We start from the raw sequence: 2,488 nt of genomic DNA, 5'->3' as shown, positions 1-2,488 counted from the left end.
GCCGTCGATCTGCCGCGATTCGATTCCTCGCCATCGACGCAGGACGCCGGTCGCCGCATCGTAGGCGCGGTCGGCGCTCGTGATCACTTCGCGCGGGGCCGCGGATGGAAGGGGAGAAGAAGCCGCAGGCGGGATGAGGATCGAGGCGAACAGGACGGCTCCAGAGAGAACGGCAAGGGTCGGACGAAAGCGACGCATAGGCACCTCGAGAGGCAGGTGTCCGCGCTCGGGCGAAGGCTCACGGCGATGATGACGGCACCCGCCGACCATGGGTCACACGAGCTGAGCTGGGCTCACGTGGTCCCAGCCGGTACAATGCTGCCGTGGAGTATAGTCGGCGGCGGTGCGGCCGGTCAACGATCGCGTCGCCCCTGCGGTCGCCCCCCCCGAGAGCGCATGCCGCAGGCCCAGACGGGACGGAGGCGGCCCGAGCGTCACGGCACGGCGATGGCCGGATTCGCAAGCAGCCTCCGGGACGTCTCCTCGGCGCCCTCCCCCGTTCCGATCACGATCTCGATCCGCTCCGGATGCCGATTGCGGAACCAGGTCTCTTGACGCTTCGCGTACCGCCGCGAGTTCCGTAGAAAGAGATCCATCGCTTCCTCGCGGGTGCGCTCGCCGAGGGCCCACCCGATCCACTCGGCGTAACCCACGGTCTTGAGCCCCGGCGCCGACCGCGGAAGTCCCGAATCGAGGAGTCGCCTCACCTCCGCCGGGAGGCCGCGCGCGACCATCTCGCCGCACCTTCGCTCGATCCGCTCGTACAGCTCCCGCCTGGGCCGCGTGAGGTAGAAGATCGGCGTGTCCGCATCGCATGCGGCCGGCGCCTCCTCGCGAAACCTCCGGCTGAGAGGATTCCCGGTCGCCTCCGCGACTTCGAGGGCGCGGATCACGCGCTGGGTATCGCGAGGGGCCAGCCGCCCCGCCGTTTCCGGATCGATTGCGGCCAGGCGGCCATGGAGGGCGTCCGGACCCTCGAGCTCGACGATCTCCAGGTAGCGCGCGCGGAGGCGATCGTCCGCGGGCGGCAGCTCGTGGAAGCGTCCCAGGCAGGCATCCACATAGAGCCCGGCGCCTCCGACGGCGAGGGCGATGGCCTGACGCGATCGGAGCCCGTCGAGCGCGCCCCGGAAGAGTTGCAGGAATCGTCCCGCCGAGCACCGCTCGGTCGGTTCCAGCAGATCGAGCAGATGGTGAGGCACGCGCTTGCGCTGCTCGGCCGTCGGCTTCGCTGTCCCGAGGTCGAGCCGCTTGTAGATCTGGCGGGAGTCGACGCTCACGATCTCCGCGCCCAGGGCGCGGGCAACCGCCACGGACACGTCGGTCTTTCCGACCCCCGTAGGGCCGACGATGAAGGCGCGGACGAGCCTGGGAACAGTCGGCATCACCCGCTTCGGCCGAAGCGCCGATCGAGATCCTCGATGCCGAGGATCACATAGGTGGGCCTGCCGTGTGGATCGCCGTGCGGGAGCTCCGTCGCAAACAGCTCGTCGATCAGCCGGTTCATCACATCCAGCTCGAGCCGCGTGCCCGAGCGGATCGCGCTGTGGCAGGCGAACGACGCCGCGAGCGCTTCAAGCCTCTCCTCGCTACGCCGCGTGCGCTCGGCGACATCGTCGAGGAGCTCCCGAAGCATCGCCGCCGGGGACTCCTTCCAGGTGGCGGGGATCGCGCGCAGAACGGCCGCCCCTCCCCCGAACTCCTCCGCGTGGATCCCCAGACGGGGCAGCTGCGCGGCGAGACTCTCGAGCATCGCAGTCTCTCCGGGAGCGAGATCGACGACGATCGGAAAGAGGAGCTGCTGGCTTGTCGCGGGCTCGCCGGCCAGCTGGCGGAGCGCCTGTTCGTAGAGGATTCTCTCGTGGGCGGCATGCTGGTCGACAATCAAGATTCCCTGCCTAACCTTCGCCACGATGTATCGATTCTCCAGTTGCCAGAGGGGGACCATGGGCGCCGATTCGGGATCTTCCGCGACGGGCGAAGCCGCGGCGTCGCGGACGAGGGGGGCGGAGGCCGTTTCCGATCGCGTCCTGAGGACGTGAGGCGCGTAGATGAGGTCGAGCATGCTGGCGCTCGCGGACCCCGAGATCGCTTCATCGTCGGGGCGCCACGCGCCCGGCGCCCATCCGCCTGTCGGCCCCGTCGTCGTTCCTCCCGTCGATACCGCGGGAATCAACCGCCGGGTCGCTTCCTTGACGGTCCGAACCACCTCCGCGAAGACAAGACCCTCGTCGTGGAAGCGGATCTCGCGCTTGGTCGGATGGATGTTGACATCGACGCTGCCTTCGGAGGCTTCGATGAGGAGGACGGCGAAGGGGCTCTTGCCTGCCGGGATGAGGTCTCCGAACCCCTGCCGAAGCGCCTGTCCCAGGGCGGGGTGCGTCACCCATCGACCGTTCACGAGGACGGTCTGCCCCTGGGCGCCGCTTCTGGCCTGTTCCGGGATTCCAACCCACCCGCCGATGCGCAGCCGGGGATGATCTCCCCA

The 2,488-nt window shown here is 69.1% G+C and carries 3 protein-coding genes; all 3 read right to left on the bottom strand.

Annotation, left to right across the window (positions count from 1 at the left end; translation table 11 throughout):
- Positions 1-198: hypothetical protein (locus FJY88_13515; protein MBM3288345.1), on the bottom strand; the 198-nt coding region annotated here is incomplete at its 3' end.
- Between the two features lie 236 nt (positions 199-434).
- Positions 435-1,385: a tRNA (adenosine(37)-N6)-dimethylallyltransferase MiaA gene (miaA, locus tag FJY88_13510; GenBank protein MBM3288344.1), complete on the bottom strand. Its 951-nt coding sequence runs from the start codon at positions 1,383-1,385 to the stop codon at positions 435-437.
- The coding region (locus tag FJY88_13505) for a hypothetical protein (GenBank protein ID MBM3288343.1) at positions 1,385-2,488 on the bottom strand (1,104 nt) is incomplete at its 5' end. The genes miaA and FJY88_13505, both read right to left, overlap by 1 nt.

This window comes from Candidatus Eisenbacteria bacterium, assembly GCA_016867495.1.
GTDB lineage: Bacteria > Eisenbacteria > RBG-16-71-46 > CAIMUX01 > VGJL01 > VGJL01.
The sequence above is the reverse complement of the archived record's forward strand: the minus strand, read 5'-3'. Positions and strand labels throughout refer to the sequence as shown.